At 67.8% G+C, this 15,751-nt stretch carries 15 protein-coding genes; 2 read left to right on the top strand and 13 right to left on the bottom strand.

The genetic code is table 11. The annotated features are described in order from the left end of the window. The first annotated feature begins 21 nt into the window (after positions 1 to 21). Positions 22 to 1,818, top strand: a complete 1,797-nt coding sequence (locus BS329_RS00410) for an AMP-dependent synthetase/ligase (protein ID WP_076154674.1) — start codon at positions 22 to 24, stop codon at positions 1,816 to 1,818. A gap of 100 nt (positions 1,819 to 1,918) precedes the next feature. Here BS329_RS00410 and BS329_RS00415 read toward each other — a convergent pair whose 3' ends face one another. The 3 genes from BS329_RS00415 to BS329_RS00425 form a co-directional block, all read right to left on the bottom strand. Next, positions 1,919 to 3,022: an FAD-dependent oxidoreductase gene (locus tag BS329_RS00415; protein ID WP_076154676.1), complete on the bottom strand. Its 1,104-nt coding sequence runs from the start codon at positions 3,020 to 3,022 to the stop codon at positions 1,919 to 1,921. Between the two features lie 63 nt (positions 3,023 to 3,085). Beyond that, positions 3,086 to 3,610 (bottom strand): hypothetical protein, encoded by a 525-nt coding sequence (locus tag BS329_RS00420; RefSeq protein ID WP_341866307.1) that lies wholly within the window; start codon positions 3,608 to 3,610, stop codon positions 3,086 to 3,088. Positions 3,611 to 3,737: 127 nt separating this feature from the next. Next, a complete protein-coding gene (locus tag BS329_RS00425; RefSeq protein WP_076154677.1) occupies positions 3,738 to 4,982 on the bottom strand; it encodes an aspartate aminotransferase type Ic in 1,245 nt (414 codons plus the stop codon). A gap of 173 nt (positions 4,983 to 5,155) precedes the next feature. Between BS329_RS00425 and BS329_RS00430 the strand changes: the two genes are divergently transcribed. Continuing rightward, positions 5,156 to 5,659 (top strand): hypothetical protein, encoded by a 504-nt coding sequence (locus BS329_RS00430; protein ID WP_076154678.1) that lies wholly within the window; start codon positions 5,156 to 5,158, stop codon positions 5,657 to 5,659. A gap of 325 nt (positions 5,660 to 5,984) precedes the next feature. Here the strand turns inward: BS329_RS00430 and BS329_RS00435 are convergent, their stop codons facing one another. The 10 genes from BS329_RS00435 to BS329_RS00480 form a co-directional block, all read right to left on the bottom strand. Beyond that, positions 5,985 to 6,479 carry a hypothetical protein gene (locus BS329_RS00435; protein WP_076154680.1) on the bottom strand — a complete coding sequence of 165 codons (495 nt, stop codon included), beginning with the start codon at positions 6,477 to 6,479 and terminating at the stop codon, positions 5,985 to 5,987. Then, positions 6,476 to 6,964: a hypothetical protein gene (locus tag BS329_RS00440; RefSeq protein WP_076154682.1), complete on the bottom strand. Its 489-nt coding sequence runs from the start codon at positions 6,962 to 6,964 to the stop codon at positions 6,476 to 6,478. The genes BS329_RS00435 and BS329_RS00440 overlap by 4 nt, the downstream gene beginning before the upstream one ends. After that, positions 6,964 to 8,199, bottom strand: coding sequence for an MCE family protein (locus BS329_RS00445; protein ID WP_084749282.1), 1,236 nt, complete (start codon positions 8,197 to 8,199; stop codon positions 6,964 to 6,966). The genes BS329_RS00440 and BS329_RS00445 overlap by 1 nt, the downstream gene beginning before the upstream one ends. Then, complete coding sequence (locus BS329_RS00450) at positions 8,196 to 9,410, bottom strand: MCE family protein (protein WP_076154684.1); 1,215 nt, start codon at positions 9,408 to 9,410, stop codon at positions 8,196 to 8,198. Before BS329_RS00450 ends, BS329_RS00445 begins: the two co-directional genes overlap by 4 nt. Continuing rightward, a complete protein-coding gene (locus BS329_RS00455) occupies positions 9,407 to 10,597 on the bottom strand; it encodes an MCE family protein (protein WP_076154686.1) in 1,191 nt (396 codons plus the stop codon). The genes BS329_RS00450 and BS329_RS00455 overlap by 4 nt, the downstream gene beginning before the upstream one ends. After that, entirely contained in the window at positions 10,594 to 11,625 is a 1,032-nt protein-coding gene (locus BS329_RS00460; protein ID WP_076155081.1) for an MCE family protein, read from the bottom strand. Before BS329_RS00460 ends, BS329_RS00455 begins: the two co-directional genes overlap by 4 nt. Then, on the bottom strand, positions 11,622 to 12,659 hold the full coding sequence (locus BS329_RS00465; RefSeq protein WP_076155078.1) for an MCE family protein: 1,038 nt from the start codon (positions 12,657 to 12,659) through the stop codon (positions 11,622 to 11,624). The genes BS329_RS00460 and BS329_RS00465 overlap by 4 nt, the downstream gene beginning before the upstream one ends. 139 nt (positions 12,660 to 12,798) lie before the next feature. Continuing rightward, positions 12,799 to 14,115 carry an MCE family protein gene (locus BS329_RS00470; protein ID WP_076154687.1) on the bottom strand — a complete coding sequence of 439 codons (1,317 nt, stop codon included), beginning with the start codon at positions 14,113 to 14,115 and terminating at the stop codon, positions 12,799 to 12,801. Further along, entirely contained in the window at positions 14,112 to 14,960 is an 849-nt protein-coding gene (locus tag BS329_RS00475) for an MlaE family ABC transporter permease (RefSeq protein WP_076154688.1), read from the bottom strand. The genes BS329_RS00470 and BS329_RS00475 overlap by 4 nt, the downstream gene beginning before the upstream one ends. 1 nt (position 14,961) lies before the next feature. Continuing rightward, positions 14,962 to 15,747 (bottom strand): MlaE family ABC transporter permease, encoded by a 786-nt coding sequence (locus BS329_RS00480; protein ID WP_143252776.1) that lies wholly within the window; start codon positions 15,745 to 15,747, stop codon positions 14,962 to 14,964. Positions 15,748 to 15,751: the final 4 nt, after the last annotated feature.

Genomic DNA, 15,751 nt, shown 5'->3' on the forward strand with positions numbered 1-15,751 from the left:
ACGCGAACACGGAGGTTCCTCGTGCGCGAATACAGCGCCCCCGCCGCCAATCCGGTGACCGACGACGAGAACCTCGCGGACGTCGTCTGGGCGAACGCCGAGCGGTTCTCCGATGTCGTGAGTTTCCGCCGCCAGGTCGACGGTACCTGGTTGGACATCACCGCCAAGGATTTCGCCGCTCAGGTTCTGGCGGTGGCCAAGGGATTGGCACAGGCGGGCATCGCACCGGGCGACCGGATCGGGCTCATGTCCAAGACCCGCTACGAATGGACCCTGATCGACTTCGCGGTCTGGGCCGCCGGCGCGGTCACCGTCCCGATCTACGACACCTCCTCGGCCGAGCAGGTCCACTGGATCCTTTCGGACTCGGCGGCGAAGGGCGTGTTCGTCGAGACCGACGAGCACCTCGCGACGCTGGAGACCGTCAAGGGACGCCTCGACACGCTGGAGCACACCTGGCAGATCGAGGCCGCCAAGCCCGCCGTCGACGACCTCACCGACCAGGGCGCCGGACTGAGCGACGACGACCTCCACGAGCGCCGCCGCACGGTGAAGGCGGGAGACCTGGCCACGATCGTGTACACGTCGGGCACGACCGGCCGTCCCAAGGGCGTCGAGCTGACCCACCGGAACCTGCTCGCCGAGATCCGCGCCGACATCGCCGCGTTCCCTCAGCTGATGGAGCAGGGCAACTCGCTGCTGGTGTTCCTGCCGCTCGCGCACGTCCTCGCCCGCGCCATCGCGGTGACGGCGCTCAGCGCGCGAGTGACCCTCGGGCACACCTCGGACGTCAAAGACCTCGTCGCCGACCTCGGCACCTTCCGGCCGACGTTCGTCGTCGCCGTGCCGCGCGTGTTCGAGAAGGTCTACAACGGCGCGAAGCAGAAGGCCCACGGTGACGGCAAGGGCAAGATCTTCGACGCCGCCGAAGCCACCGCCGTCGCCTACAGCCAGGCCCAGGACACCGGCGGCGCCGGGCTGGGCCTCAAGATCAAGCACGCGCTGTTCGACAAGCTCGTCTTCAGCAAGCTGCGCGCCGCGCTGGGCGGCCGGTGCGTCGCGGCGGTGTCCGGCGGTGCCCCGCTCGGGGTGCGGCTGGCGCACTTCTTCCGCGGCATCGGCGTCCCGGTGTTCGAGGGCTACGGCCTGACCGAGACGTCCGCCGCGGCCTGCGTCGGTACCCAGGACGGGTTCCGCGTCGGCACCGTCGGGCGGCCGGTCGCCGGCACGTCGGTGCGGATCGCCGAAGACGGTGAGATCCTGCTGAAGGGCGACGTCGTGTTCGGGGGGTACTTCAACAACCCCGCGGCGACGGCGGAATCGCTGGAGGACGGCTGGTTCCACACCGGCGACCTCGGCGAACTCGACCGCGACGGGTTCCTGAAGATCACCGGGCGCAAGAAGGAGATCATCGTGACCGCGGGCGGCAAGAACGTCGCCCCGTCCGGTCTCGAAGACACCATCAAGGCCAGCCCGCTGATCAGCCAGGCGATGGTCGTCGGCGACCAGCGGCCGTTCATCGGCGCGCTGATCACCATCGACGAGGAGTACTTCCCGTCGTGGAAGTCGCAGCACAACAAGCCCGCCGACGCCTCCGTGTCCGATCTGGCCGACGACGCCGAACTGCGCGCCGAGGTCCAGCAGGCCGTCGATCAGGCCAACAGCGCGGTTTCGCAGGCCGAGGCGATCAAGAAGTTCACGATCCTCACGAAGGACTTCACCGAGGCCGGCGGCGAGATCACGCCGAGCCTCAAACTGAAGCGCAACATCGTGAACAAGAACTACGCGAACGACATCGAAGCGCTCTACAAGAAGTAGGCCAGCAGTACGTGAAGGCCCCGCGTTTCGTCCTCTGGTTGCGGTAGTTGGCGGCACGAACGACCGCAACTAGAGGACGAAACGCGGGTAGCGCGAGCTCTCACCCGGCCGAGATCGGTGAGTCCCACTCGATGTGGTGCTGATAGAGCCAGTTCCGGTCCCTGTCGGCCGTCGTCGACGACGACACCGCGGCGCTGCTCGCCACCAGCTTCTCCACCCGCGCCCGACGCAACCGCTCGTAAGCCGCGAAAGCCGTTGGCGCGTCAGGAAGATCCCGCAAACACTGCGCCAGCACGACGCTGTCCTCCAGCGCCATCGACGCGCCCTGTCCCGCGGCGGGCGAGGCCGCGTGCGCCGCGTCACCCACGAGCACCATCGACGCGGTGAACCACACCGGCGTCGAAGGCACGTCGTAAGAGTGACCGCCGAAGACGTCGTCGCCGGTCGCTTGGATGATCTCCGCGGCAGGCAACGGTTCCCCGTCGAAAGCGGCGAAGGCCGTCGAGCGCCATTCAGCCGCCGAAAGGCCGCTCCGCACGCCTTCAGCGGCGGGAAGCCGCGCGAACCAGTACGTCGAGCCGTCCGGGGCGCTGGTGTAGCCGAAGGAGGCATGCAGGCTCTGGATCATCCGATAGAGCGACGGCGCCCGCGGGACGCTCGTGTCGGTCGTGTAGCCGTAGACGACGTCCAGCCCCGTCGAGCGCGGCGGCGGGCACGACGGGTCGATGAGGTTCCGGACCACCGACCGCAGGCCGTCCGCACCGATCAGGATGTCGCCCTCGGCGACAGACCCGTCCTCGAACCGCGCGGTGACACCCGGCGACGCCGAAACCAGCCGCTTCCCTCGTTCGAAGGTGATCCCCCGCGAGACCGTTTCCTCTTGCAGCGCCCGATAAAACGCCGCGCGGGTCAAGGTGCGCGGTCCGGCGAGACCGTCGATGCCGAACGAACGCCGCTCGACGGTCCGGCCGTCCGGCGTCACCAGTTCCAGGCCGACGGCGGCGAACGAGTTCTCGACGACCGGCCCTTCGGCATCGATGGCGCGCAGGGCGTCCATGCCGTTGTGCATGATCGTCAGGAACGCGCCCGCGTCCTCACCGCCTGTCGGGTACGCCTCGTGGACGCTCGCCTCGATTCCGGCCCGCTGCAACGCCATCGCGGTCACCGTCCCCGAGATGCCACCGCCGATGATCACAGCCTTCACCGCGAACCCCCTGTCGTGTCGCCGTCACCCGACGGTACCGGGAACGGCGACACGACAGCGGGGTCACGCGCCGCCGCTGGCGACGATGTCGCCGTTCACTCCCTTGGGGAAGAACCCGCCCCCCTTCACCGGACCGGGGTTCAGGTAGACGACGTTCAGCACCCTGTCGGCGCTTCGGCCGAAGCAGATGCCGTTGTTGTCGGCGGGCACGATGTTGGCCTGGTTGCCCAGCACGATGCCCTGATCGTCGTCACCGGGACCGTCGAGGGCGTCGCGGGCGTTGGAGATCTTGGCGGCCGCGTCGCCGAGGTCCCGGTCGAACAGTGACGTCCGGATGGTGGCGGCGTGGTACGCCTCGGCGGCCAGGATCCCGGCGGCCGCGTCCAGGAACGCCGCGAGCAGGAAGTCCTTCTCGTTGGCAAAGGGGGCGAACCGCTGGTACTCGCTGATCAGAACTTGACGTGCGCGACCTCGTCGCCCGCGATCTCCTTCGCGAACTGGTGCAGGGCCTTGTCGTGGAACATCACCTTCTTGCCACCCACCACCCCCGCCCTGGGCGCCGGTGGCGATCCGTGCGGTTCTCGGCACTACGCGAAATCAGGGTGCGAACGAACGGCTTCCCGAACACGAGTGGTTCCTCTCGCCCTTGCGGTGTACACCCACCCACTCGGACGTTCGGAACCACCCGTGACCCGGATGGGAAAAGATCTCGAACTTACTTCTTCGTCGCCGCGGCAAGGCGAACGCAGACCGCGAGACCGCGGATCGCCTCTTCGACCTCGGCCAGCTCAGGGTACGTCGGCGCGATGCGGATGACGGCGTCCTCGGGGTCGTCGCCGTAGGGGTGCGTCGCGCCGGCCGGGGTCAGGGCGACACCGGCCTCCTTGGCCAGCCGCACGACCTCCTTGGCGGTCCCGGACGGCACGGTCAGCGAGACGAAGTACCCGCCGGTCGGCTTGGTCCAGGAGGCGAGGCCGGATTCGCCCAGTTCCTTGGTGAGGATCTCGTCGACGGCCGCGAACTTCGGGCCGATGAGCTCCGCGTGCTTGCGCATGTGCGCGCGGACGCCGTCCTCGTCACGCAGGAACAGCGCGTGCCGGAGCTGGTTGACCTTGTCCGGGCCGATGGTCCGCTTGCCGACGAGGCCGGTCCACCAGGCCAGGTTGGCCTCGGAAGCGCCGAAGAAGCCGACACCGCCACCGGCGTAGGTCACCTTCGAAGTGGAGCCGAACACGAGCACGCGGTCGGCGTTGCCCGCCTCGGCGCAGAGGGCGAACACGTCGGCCAGCGGCGCCTCGACCTCGGTGAGGTGGTGCACGGCGTAGGCGTTGTCCCAGAAGATCCGGAAGTCCGGGGCGGCCGTGGTCATCGTGGCCAGGCGGCGCACAGTGTCGTCACTGTAGGTGACACCGGTCGGGTTGCTGTACTTCGGCACGCACCAGATGCCTTTGACCGCGGCGTCCTCGGCGACGAGGCGCTCGACGACGTCCATGTCCGGGCCGTTCTCGGTGAGCGGCACCTGGACCAGCTCGATGCCGAAGCGCTCGGCCAGCGCGAAGTGACGGTCGTAACCCGGGACCGGGCACAGGAAGACGACCCGCTCCTCGTCGGCCCAGCGGCGCTCGGCGCGCGGGATCTTGCTGAGGTAGGCCTGCACGATGGCGTCGTGCATCAGCTCCAGGCTGGAGTTGCCCGCGGCGAGCAGCTGCTCGGCCGGGACCTGCAGCGGCCCGGCGAAGATGCGGCGAAGCTCGGGCAGGCCCTTGAGGCCTCCGTAGTTGCGGACGTCCGTGCCGTCCTCGGCCTTGCGCGTGTCTCCGGGGAGGGCGAGCAGCCCGTCGGCGAGGTCCAGCTGGCGGGGGGACGGCTTGCCGCGGGTGATGTCCAGGGAGAGGCCACGGTCGACGAGGGCCGCGTAGTCGCGGCGGGCGCTCTCGACATCGACAGGTGCAGTGGTCATGCCTAACGCTAAACCCGGCGGCCGATCGGTGTGAGACGAGGGTGGCCCTACGCCGCCGCGCACAAGATCCGATAACGGTTCCAGTGCGTTTTTCAGCATTCGTAACGAGGCCAAATCCCCTAGTGACGAGGACCCCTTTCCCGCATTGTCGGTATCACGAGGAAAGGGGAACAATGGACGCGAAGAAATGGGCGACGGTGACCTTGCTGGCGGCGGGGGCACTGGCCGCGTGCGCGGTCCCGAATCAGGGCACGGCGACGCCGGTGGTCGCGGCGGCCGCTCCCCCGAACACGATCGTGCTCCAGCCTCCGGCCGTCGCCGCTCCACCTCAGACGGTTTATGTCGCCCCGCCACCGCCCCAGACCGTTTATCCGGCACCCTCGGCTCCGGTGGCGCGAACGGTGATCGCCTACTACGACGCGATCAACCGGCGTGATTTCCTCACCGCGTGGAATCTCGGTGGCCAGCGGCTGGCGAAAGGCGGCACTTATGCCTCCTACGCCAAGGGATACGCGACGACTTCATGGGCGGCCCTCACCGTGACGAACGTGAGCGGCAACACGGTGTACGTCGATCTTTCGGCCCGGCAGACCGATGGTTCACTGCGTACTTTCTCCGGTTCCTACACCGTTTCCGGCGGTTCGATCACCGGTGCGGACATGAAGCGGCTTTCCTGATTTCAGGATTCCGCTGACGATGAAGAAATGGGCGCGGTTCGTGGCAGACGCGGTCGCCGACCCCCAATTTTCAAGTACCTGAAGGCCCCCTTCCTTGCGCCTAGCGCAAGGAAGGGGGCCTTCAGGTACTTCCAAGAACCTCAGCGCCCGACAGCGTCACCGAACGTCCCCAGTCCTTCATGGTCGCGGGGTCACACTGGTCGCGGGCTTCAACGTCCGAGATCCTCCCCGCTCGGTCCTTGCGGGCATTAGCGATGCCAGGTCCGGATCACCAGAAGCGGCGCTGACCAGCAGCTCCGCGATTCGCCGGAACCCTTGGCCGGAATCACAGTGGACTGAGCTGGGAGATCTTCCAGCGGCCATCGATCCGGACAGCGGTGACCGAAAGCTGGGAAACCGTCGATTGCGGGGCGGCGCCACCGGGGGTGAGCGTCTGCTGGTCGAGGAACAGCAGCACTTCGGCCTGGTCGCCGCGCAAGGATCGGACGCCGAGCGAACGGACGGTCGTGGTGCGCACCAGTTTCCGTTCTTCCGCCCGTTTCCGCGCCGACGCGAACTGGTCCCGGTACTGTCCGGTCGCCTCGCCGGTCAGTACGTCGGCCGCGGCCCGTTCGGTCCGCGCGAGGTTGCTGTAGTCGTAGGAGAAGACGGCCTTCACACCGGCGCCGACCTGGTCCGAGACCTCGGCGGTCGCGGCCTGGTCCACCAGTGCCGCGTTGCCGTCGGAGCCCAGTGACGACGCCTCCAGCCCGAACCACACCGCGCAGCCGGTGGCCAGCGCGATGATCGCGGTCAGGATCCGCGGCAGCCTGGCCGTCATGAGCCCGCCGCCTGCACCGCGCTGACCTTCCAGCCGTCCTCGGCGCGCTGGTAGTCCACGGTCAGCCTGCTCATCTTGGGTGCGGCCGGTCCGCCGCCGGTGCTGACCTTCACCTCCAGTACGGCCATCAGCCGTGCCGTCCCGGCGGCGGCGTCGAGTTCGGTGACCGCGGCCTGCTTGAGGTTCGCGGTCGCGACGGTCTTGCCGGTGTTCGCCCGGTCGATCTGGATCTGCCGGTCGCCGGTGAGGTCCTTCCCGAGCCGTCCGGTGGTGACGCCGAGCCAGCGGTCGACGTCCTTGGCACCGGTGCGGTAGTCGATCGTGTTGAGCACTTCCAGCTGGCCGGACGCGGCGGTGAGGACGGCTTCCCGTTCCCGGCCGCGCGCGAGGCCGTCGTCCTGGGCGGCGCTCCACCACGACCAGCCGAACCAGGCGGCCACGAGGACCGCCAGCCCGGCGACGACGGTGAGCGAGCGGGTGAGCATTACTTGCCGCCCAGCAACGAGCCCAGTCCGCCGGGACCGGAGCCGGTGAGCAGGCTCAGCACACCCGGTAGCTGCGCGGATTCCGCCGCCTGTGGGGTCTGCTTCGGCCGCTCCGGGACCGCCGGAGGTTTTCCGGCGTACGGCGCGTTCTGTGAGCCCCGCACGCCGGTGGGGCTTCCCGGCGGCTCGGCGCAGTACGCCTGCGTGTTCACCGGCGCTTCGGTGAGGTCGTTGGCGGGACGCTGTTTCGTACCCTCGTAGCCCTTGGTGCACGAGGCCGGGTCGAAGAAGTTGAACACGACACCGAGGTGCCCCGTGCCGTCCGGTGACGTCGACCGCGAGAACGCCGAGATGATCGGGTAAGCGACGAGGAGTTCCTCGATCGCGTCGGTCCGCGCGGAGGTGATCTGGGCGGTGGTGAGGGTGTTCGCGAACAGCACCCCGAGGTCGGTTCCCGAAACCGCCAGCACGTCGCTGATCTGGCGGCTCAGCTTCGGCGCTTCGTCGATCACCCGCCGCAGGTCCGGGTCGGACGTCTTCAGCTGCGCGGCGATCGTCTTGAGGCCGCTGGAGAACTGCGTGATGTTGTCCGCCTGCCGCCGCTGGGTGTCCAACACCGTCCGCGAGTTGGCCAGCAGGCCCTGGGTGTCGGGCAGGTACTGCGTCGCCGTCGCGGTGAGGGATCCGGTGCTGTCCAGCAGTTGCCGCAGATCGGGGCCGGCGTTCGCGAACGCCTCGTAGGTCTCGTCGACGACGGTCTTCAGCGACTCCGGTTTCACACTCGACACCAGTTTGTCCAAATTGGACAGTACGGTGTCCGGTGCGAGCGGGATCGAGGTCTTGTCGCGGGCGATGACCGAACCTTGGGCGAGGTACGGCCCGTTTTCGTGCATGGGCAGCAGATCGACGTACTGCTCCCCCACCGCCGACCGGTTCGCGACCGCGGCCTTCGTGTCCGCCGGGATCTTCGGTGCCCCCGGATCGATGTCGAGGCCGAGGTCGATGCCGTGCTCGGTGAGCGCCATCGACGCGACCTTGCCGACCGCGACACCACGGTAGGAGACCTCGGCGTTGACGAAGATCCCGCCGGAGTCCACGAGTTGCGCCGTGACGAGGTAGCCGCGGGTGCCGAACAACCGGTCCAGCCCGGCGTACTTGCCGCCCGCGTAGACGACCGAAACCACCGCGATGACGAGGAACACCGCCATCTGGATCTTGGTCTTGCGCGTGATCACCGGCCACCTCCCAGCAACGGCCCGAGGAGCCCGCCGAGCACGCCGCCCAGGACGTCCCCGCTCTGTCCTTGTGGAGCCTGCGGCACCTGCGGGAGATCGCCGGTGGGCAGCGGCAGTACCGGTGGCGCGGCGCCGTCGTTGAACGGGATCGCGCCGGGCGCGCCGGTGCCCTTGTTCCCCGGCAGCCCGATGATCGGCTGCGACGAGTTGTTCATGTTCTCCAGGAACGTGTCCAGGTTCAGGTCGATCTTGGCTTCCACGTTCGCGTAGTCGCCCTTGATCACGTTGCCCGCGTAGTCCGGGAACGGGTACGTGAGCAGGATCCGCAGCGCGGTCGGCAGATCCTGGCCTGCCTCGGTCAGTTTCTTCAACGTCGGCTGCAACGCGCGAAGGTTCGCCACCAGCGAGTCCTTGCTGGCGTTGATCGTGTCGGTCGCGACGCCGGACAGCGTGGTCAGCGACTGCAGCATGCCGACGAGCTGATCCCGTTGCTCGGTCAAGATCTTGAGCCCCGGCGAGAGGTTGTCGAGCGCGTTCGTCAGGTTCCGCGTCTGGCCGACCAGGGTTTTCGACAGCTTGTCGAGACCGTCGATGGCCCGCAGGATCTCGCCCTTGTGCCCGTCGAGTTCGGTGGCCAGTTCGTCCACCTGGGACAGCAGCGAACGGACCTCGGCCTCGTTGCCGGTGAGCGCGTCGTTCAGTTCATGGCTGATCTTCTGGATCTGCTCGACCCCGCCACCGTTGAGCAGCAGGGAAAGCGCGCCGAGGACCTCTTCGACCTCGGGGTTGCGGTTCGTCCGGTCCAGCGGGATCTTCGCGCCCTCGGCGAGCGCGCCTTCGGGTTTGTCCGGCGCGTGCAGGTCGACGAACTTCTCCCCCAGCAGGCTCGACTGCCGGAGTTCGGCACGCGCGTTCGCGGGCAGCGCGATGTCCCCGTTGACGACCATGTTCACCCAGGCCGAACGCGTGTCCGGCGCGAGGTCGATCTTCTCGACCCGGCCGACCGGGACGTCGTTGACCTTCACACTCGCCTGCGGCACGAGGTCGAGGACGTCGGAGAACTGCGCGGACAGCCGGTACGGGCGGTCACCGAGATCGGCTCCGCCCGGCAAGGGAGTGTTGTACAGCCCCGAAAAGCCGCCGTCACCGCATCCGGCCAGCACCAGGACACCCGCCATCACCCCCGCGATCTTCTGCCGTTGCCGCCTCATTTCGGGAGCCCCTTGCTCATGACGTCGATCAGCGGGAGCGGCAGCGGCGGCAGTTCGCCGCTCTGCAACGAGGCCAGTACTTGCGGGACCGAAGGGAGTTTCAGCGTGCCGTCGAGGACCGGCGCGAGCTGCTTGCAGATGGTGCCCAGCGCGTCCGGGATCGGCTTGGGCGTGCTCGCGCTGATCAGACGGCAGACGGTCAGGATCGGCGGATGGGTCAGCTCGTTGAGGTTGTACCGCACGGCGATCGTGCCGGACGCGGCGTCGTAGGAGTTGATGAAGTTGGTCGCCCCGGTCGGCGCGATGTCGATCACCTCGGCGAGCGAGGCCCGCTGGTCCACGAGCACCTTCGTCAGCCCGGCCAGTTTGTCCACATTGGACGATAGTAGGTCCTTGTTCTCCGCGACGAACTTTTCGACGTCACCCATCGCCGTCGCGAGTGAACTCAGCGCGCCACCAACGTCGGCCGAATCCGCGGCGAGGAAGCCGCTGACGTCGGCGGCGCGGCGGTAGAACTCGTTGAGCTGCTGGTCGCTTTCGGCCAAGGCACCGGTGAACGAGTTCAGGTTCCGCACCGTGGTGAACAGGTCGCCCTTGGAACCGTCCAGTGTCTTGGCCAGTTCGGACAGCCGGGTCACCGTGGTGTTGAGGTTCTTCCCGTTACCGCCGAGGTTCGCCGCGGCGGTGTCGAGTACGTCGGACAGCGCGCCGTTCTTGTTGGCGCCGTTGGGCCCGAGGCTCGTCGAGAGCTTGTCGAGACTCGTGTAGAGGTCGTCGAGTTCCGCCGGGGTCGCCGTCTTCTCCTTGGCGATCACCGCGTCCGTCGCCATCTCGGGGCCGCTCTCGTACGCCGGGGTCAGCTGCACGTACCGGTCGCTCACCAGGCTCGGCGAGACGACGACAGCGCCCGCGTCGGCCGGGATCGGGGTGCCGTCGTCGACCCGCATGTCGACCCGGACGGCCTCGCCCTGCGGCGTCACGCCGGTGATCTCGCCGACCTTCACCCCGAGCACCCGCACCGACGAACCGGCGTAAAGCCCGACGGTCTTCCCGAAATACGCGCTGATCCGCGTCCCGCCCGGTTCTTTGAACACCAGCCACAGCCCGGCGGTCACGATCAGCACGAGGACGCAGGCGAAGGCGACCCACGTGTAGAGCGTGCGCCCGGTGCGCGTGTGGATGGTCATCGTCCCCCCACTCCCTGGTTCGGCGCGGCGATCGGCGGCGTGCAGCCCTCCGGGTTGACCTGGAAGGCGCCCGCGATGATCGTCGGCGGCAGCAGCCCGCACAGGTACCCCTCGAACCAGCGCCCGTTCCCGGTCGCGTTGGCGCCGACGCGCGCGAACGGCGCCATCAGCGCGAGGCTGCGGCTGAGGTTGTCCTGGTTGCGTTGCAAAATGTCGGTGACCTTGCCGAGTTTTTCCAGTGTCGGCCTGAGCTGTGTCCGGTTGTCGGCGACGAGCCCGGACAGCTGCGCCGAAACCTGTTGCGTGCCCTTGAGCAACGTGCTGATCGCGTCCTTCCGGTTCCGCAGTTCGGCGAGCAGGAGGTTGCCGTCGTCGAGGATCCGTTTCAGCTGGGCGTTGCGGTCGGACAGCGTCTTGGACACGGTGCTCGTGTTGGCCAGCAACGTCTTCAGGTCACTGTCGCGTGAGGACACCGTCTTGGCCAAGGAAGAAAGCCCGCCCAGCGCGTCCTTGAGGTACTGCGGGCTGTCCTTGAGCGCGTCGGAGAGGACGGTGAAGCTCGTCGCCAGCTGCGCGGTGTCGATCTCGCCGACCGTGCCCGAGAGCTGCTGGAACGCGTCCTGCAGTTCGAACGGCGTCCGCGTGCGGTCGAGCCCGATGGTGGTGTTCGGATCCTGGTTCGCCTTGCCTTTCGGCGTCAGCGCCAGCAGCTTCTCGCCGAGCAGTGTCTTGATCTCGATCGAAGCGGCCGTCGCGTCGCCGACGCGGGCATCCTTGACCCGGAACTTCACCAGCACCTTCTTGCCCGCGAGTTCCACCGAGGTGACCTGGCCGACCTTGACCCCGGCGATCTGGACCTCGTTGTCCGGCGCCAATCCGGCCGATTCGCCGAAGTACGCGGAGTAGGTCGTCCCGCTGCCGAACAACGGGATCCGGTCGGAGAAGTACGTCGTCGCCGTGATCAGCACGATCAGGATGAGCGTCACCGCGCCGACCGCGGCCTGGTTGCGTTCCTTCAGCGGCTTCACGGCCCGCACCTCTCCGGTCGCTGCGTGCCGGGCAGCGGCGTGATCGGCAGTTCGATGTCGAGCGACTTGATGCCGATGCTGCCGGAGATCCCGCACAGGTAGTAGTTGAACCAGCTGCCGTAACTCAGCGTCCTGGTGAACTTCTGCAGGTTGCCCGGCAGCACCTGGAGGAGCTGGTCGATCAGCTGTTCCGAATCACCGAGGTTCCGCGACAGCGCACCGAGTTGCACGACGTCGTCCTTGAGAGCGGGGCGCGCGTCGGCGAGCAGGCCCGTCGTGGCGACGGTGAGGTCGCCGAGCGCTTTGACCGCCTCACCGATCGGCTGCCGCTGCTCGGCGAGGCCGGTGACCAGCCGCTGGGTCTGGTCGATCAGCTCGCCCAGCTGCGGCGAGCGCTTCTCGACCGTGCCGAGCACGGTGTTGAGGTTCGCGATGACGTCGCCGATGATCTTGTCCTTGCCCGCGATGGCCGACGTGACCGACGCGGTGTGCGCGAGCAGGCTGGTGATCGTGCCGCCCTCGCCCTGGAAGACCTGGATGATCTCGTAGGAGAGCTTGTTGACGTCCTCGGGGTTCAGCGCGCGGAAGAGCGGCTTGAACCCGTTGAAAAGCACCGTCAGGTTCAGCGCCGGTTTGGTGCGCTCGGGTGGGATGACTCCGCCGCGTGGCAACGACTTCTCGTCACCGATATCCGTGCCGAGCGAGAGGTACCGCTGTCCGACGAGGTTGCGGTACTTGATGGTCGCGGTCACCGACGCCGGCAGCCGATGCGTGGTCTGGATGTCGAAGTGGACCTGGGCGAAGTTCCGTTCACCCTGTTCGATCTCGATCTCGCCGACCTGCCCGACCTTCACCCCGGCGATGCGGACGTCGTCGCCCTCCTTGAGGCCGGACGCGTCGGTGAACTTGGCCGTGTAGCCGGAAGTCTCGCCGAAGTTGGTGTTCGCGATGGTGGCGCCGAGGATCGCGGTGAGCAGCACGGTGACGACGGCGAAGACGAGGATCTTGACCAGGTCGGGAACGAAGGACCTCACGAGCCCGGCCTCCCGCCGAATCGCCACTCATGACCCTCCGCACCCACCACGAGCGTGTCGCGAAAGCCACTTTCGGGACACGTGACGTCCCGAAAGTGGCTTTCGCGACGTGGCCGGAGCCCGGTGCCGGCGAGTGCTCTCATCGGAGTTCCACCTCGGCTCCGCGGTAGAGCGGCCCGACCAGCAGGCTGCCCCAGTTCGGCACCTGATCCGGCGTGGTGCCCATGGCGGGCGACACGAGCAGGTCGATCAGCCGCTGCTCGTCCGGGGTGTTCACCACCGAACCACCCGCGCTCCCGCCGGCGGGCAGCTTGCCGTCCGGGTCGCGCGGCGGCGCGGGTTTGGACGAACCGTCGTCGATCGCGCCGTCCGGCGGGTACTGCGGCCAGCGTCCCGGCGGCGGCACCTCCGGGTAGCACCGGGGGCCGCGTTTGTCGTTGTACTTCGGCTCGTCGACGCCGGGCAGGTACTTGCCGCGGCTCGGCGTGAACTCGATGGTCACCCGGCTGACCTCGGGATGCGCGGTGCCCTTGCCGAACGCGAGTTCCGCGCGCGGCACCGAACCGGCCAGCTGGTTGAGCAGGCACGGGTATTCCGGCGCGTACTTCGCGAGGACGTCCAACGTGGGCTGGAGGTTGGTGGTGAGGCGAATCAGGTTGTCCTGGTTCACTTTCAGGAAGCTCGTCAGGTCGAGCGAAGCCGCGGTCACCGTCGAGTAGACGTCGGCGAGACCGCGCTGGCTCTCGACAAGGGTCTTGCTCGTGGTGGTCAGGTCCGAAAGCGCGGCCAGCAGATCCGGCGCGGCCTTGTCGTAGATCGCGGCGGCGTCGGCCAGTCCGGTGATGTCGGCCTTGAGATCGGGCAGCGACGGGTTCACCTTCCCGAGATAGTCCGAAAGCCCGGCCAGTGTCGTGCCGAGTTGCTTGCCCTGACCGTCCAAAGCGGACGCGACGGCGTTGAGGGTGCTCGCCATCTTCTCCGGCTGCACGGCCTGCAACAACGGCATCACGTTGCCGAGGACGGTTTCCAGCTCGATCGCGCTGCTGCTGCGGTCCTGCGGGATGACGTCGCCCGCGCCGATGTGACGGTCCGGCTTTCCGGGAATCTGGAGGGCGACATATCGCTCACCGAACAACGTCTTCGGCAGCAGCCGCGCGGACACGTTCGACGGGATCACCTTGGTCTTGTCCGGTTGCAGCGCCAGATCCATCGTCGCGCGGTCGCCGTGGGCCTGGATCGACCGCACCTCGCCGACGACCATCCCGCGCACCTTGACGTCCGCGCCCTCGCGCATCTGGTTGCCGATGCGGTCGGTCTCCAGTTTCACCAGGGTCACCGTGGTGAAGGCCTTCTGGTAGAACGCGATGGTGGTGACGAAGAACAGCACGACCACCACGAGGAAGACCAGCCCCAGCACCTGGTGCCGGAGCCGTTTCAGCAGTATCCCCCTGTTCACCCGGAAATCCTCACCGTCGTCGTGGCGCCCCAGATCGCGAGGCTGAGAAAGAAGTCGAGAACCGAGATCAGCACGATCGACGTCCGCACCGCGCGGCCGACGGCGATGCCGACCCCGGCGGGCCCACCGCTGGCGGTGTAGCCGTAGTAGCAATGGGACAGGATGACGAGCACGCTGAAGATGATCACCTTGAGGAACGACCAGAGCACGTCTTCCGGCGGCAGGAACAGGGTGAAGTAGTGGTCGTAGGTGCCCGCGGACTGGCCGTAGAGCCAGATGGTGATCTGCCGTGAAGCCAGGTAGGACGAGAGCAGGCCGACGGCGTAGAGCGGGACGACCGCGGTGACGCCGGCGATCACCCGCGTCGTCACGAGGTACGGCAGGCTCGGCACACCCATCACTTCGAGCGCGTCGATCTCCTCGGAGATCTTCATCGCCCCCAGCTGCGCGGTGAAACCGCAGCCGACGGTGGCCGAAAGCGCGAGCCCGGCGGAAAGCGGCGCGACCTCGCGGGTGTTGAAGTAGGCCGAGATGAACCCGGTCAGCGCCGCGGTGCCGAGCTGGTTCAGCGCGGAATAGCCCTGCAAGCCGACGATGAGACCGGTGAACAACGTCATCCCGATCATCACGCCGAGCGTCCCGCCGATCACCGCGAGCGCGCCGGTGCCGAAGCTGACTTCGGTCAGCAGGCGGAAGATCTCGCGGCCGTAACGCCGGATCGTGCGCGGAGTCCAGGCCAGCGCCCGGAAGTAGAACGACAGCTGGCCCCCGAAGCCTTCCAGCATGGCGCCAGGACGCGCGATGATCTCGAGGGTCCGGTCCGAAACAGCGGGTTCGGCTGCCATGTCACATCGCCTTCGGCGGGACGATCCGCAGGTAGATCGCGGTCAGTACGACGTTGATCAGGAACAGCAGCAGGAATGTGATCACGACGGCCTGGTTCACCGCGTCGCCGACGCCTTTCGGCCCGCCCGCCGGGTTGAGCCCGCGGAAGGCCGCGACCACCCCGGCGACGAAACCGTAGAGGAGCGCCTTGAGCTCGCTGATCCACAGATCCGGCACCTGCGCCAGCGCGTTGAAGCTGGCGAGGTACGCGCCCGGGGTGCCACCCTGCATGACGACGTTGAAGAAGTAGCCGCCGAGCACGCCGACGACGCTCACCAAACCGTTCAGCAGCACCGAAACCACGATCGCGGCCAGGACGCGGGGCACGATCAGGCGCTGGATCGGGTTGACCCCGAGGACCTCCATCGCGTCGATCTCTTCGCGGATCTTGCGGGCGCCGATGTCGGCGCAGACCGCGCTGCCGCCCGCGCCCGCCACCAGCAGCGCGGTGATCAGCGGGCTCGCCTGCTGCACGATGGCGAGCGCGCTGGCCGCGCCGGTGAACGACTGCGCGCCGATCTGCTGGGTCAGCGAACCGAGTTGCAGCGCGATGACCGCGCCGAACGGGATCGCGACCAGCGCCGTCGGCAGGATGGTGACGCTGGCGAAGAACCAGCATTGCTGAATCCACTCGCGGAACTGGAACGGGCGTTTGAAGATCGCGCGCAGGACCTCCCACGACAGCGTCGCGAGCCTGCCGACCTGTGTGAGCGCACCCGTACCGGGGACAGACACCGTCGCTCCCACAGAA

Source organism: Amycolatopsis coloradensis (genome assembly GCF_001953865.1).
GTDB lineage: Bacteria > Actinomycetota > Actinomycetes > Mycobacteriales > Pseudonocardiaceae > Amycolatopsis > Amycolatopsis coloradensis.